Origin of the sequence: Acidisphaera rubrifaciens HS-AP3 (assembly GCF_000964365.1) — a bacterium.
Classification (GTDB): Bacteria; Pseudomonadota; Alphaproteobacteria; order Acetobacterales; family Acetobacteraceae; genus Acidisphaera; species Acidisphaera rubrifaciens.
Genome location: NZ_BANB01001012.1, coordinates 1 through 443 on the forward strand (window position 1 = coordinate 1; position 443 = coordinate 443).

The window sequence follows — 443 nt, forward strand, 5'->3', positions numbered from 1 at the left end:
CGCCGGAGTTCGTCGAGCGGTGCGGCGCTGGTGTTCCGGTGCTGGTGGATCATCCCGACACCGGAACGATGCGCCCCGAGGATCACGCGCGGCGCGCGGTTGGCGCGACGATGCTGGGATGGGCGAAAGACGATCGCGAGGTGTGGTGCGTCGCGCGCGTCTATGACGCGGCGGTCAACTTGGCGCTCGCCGAGGGGCTGCTGTCCACGTCGCCGGCTGTCGTGTTCACCGTGGCGGACGGGTGCGAGACGATCGAGTTGGACGATGAACGGCGGCTGTTGATCGAGGGATCGCCGACGCTGTTGGATCACCTGGCGTTGGTGCCCGAGGGCGTTTGGGATCGCGGCGTGCCATCAGGCGTGCGCGCAGATGCAAAGGAAACTAAGATGGCTGACGAAAACGAGACCCCGACCGAGACCAAGCCGGCGCCCGAGAATGCGGCG

Annotated in this window: 1 protein-coding gene; it reads left to right on the forward strand. The window is 67.3% G+C overall.

All coding sequences use genetic code 11. The features are described 5' to 3' along the window. The coding region (locus tag B8460_RS19760; protein ID WP_048863343.1) for a hypothetical protein at positions 1–443 on the forward strand (443 nt) is incomplete at both ends.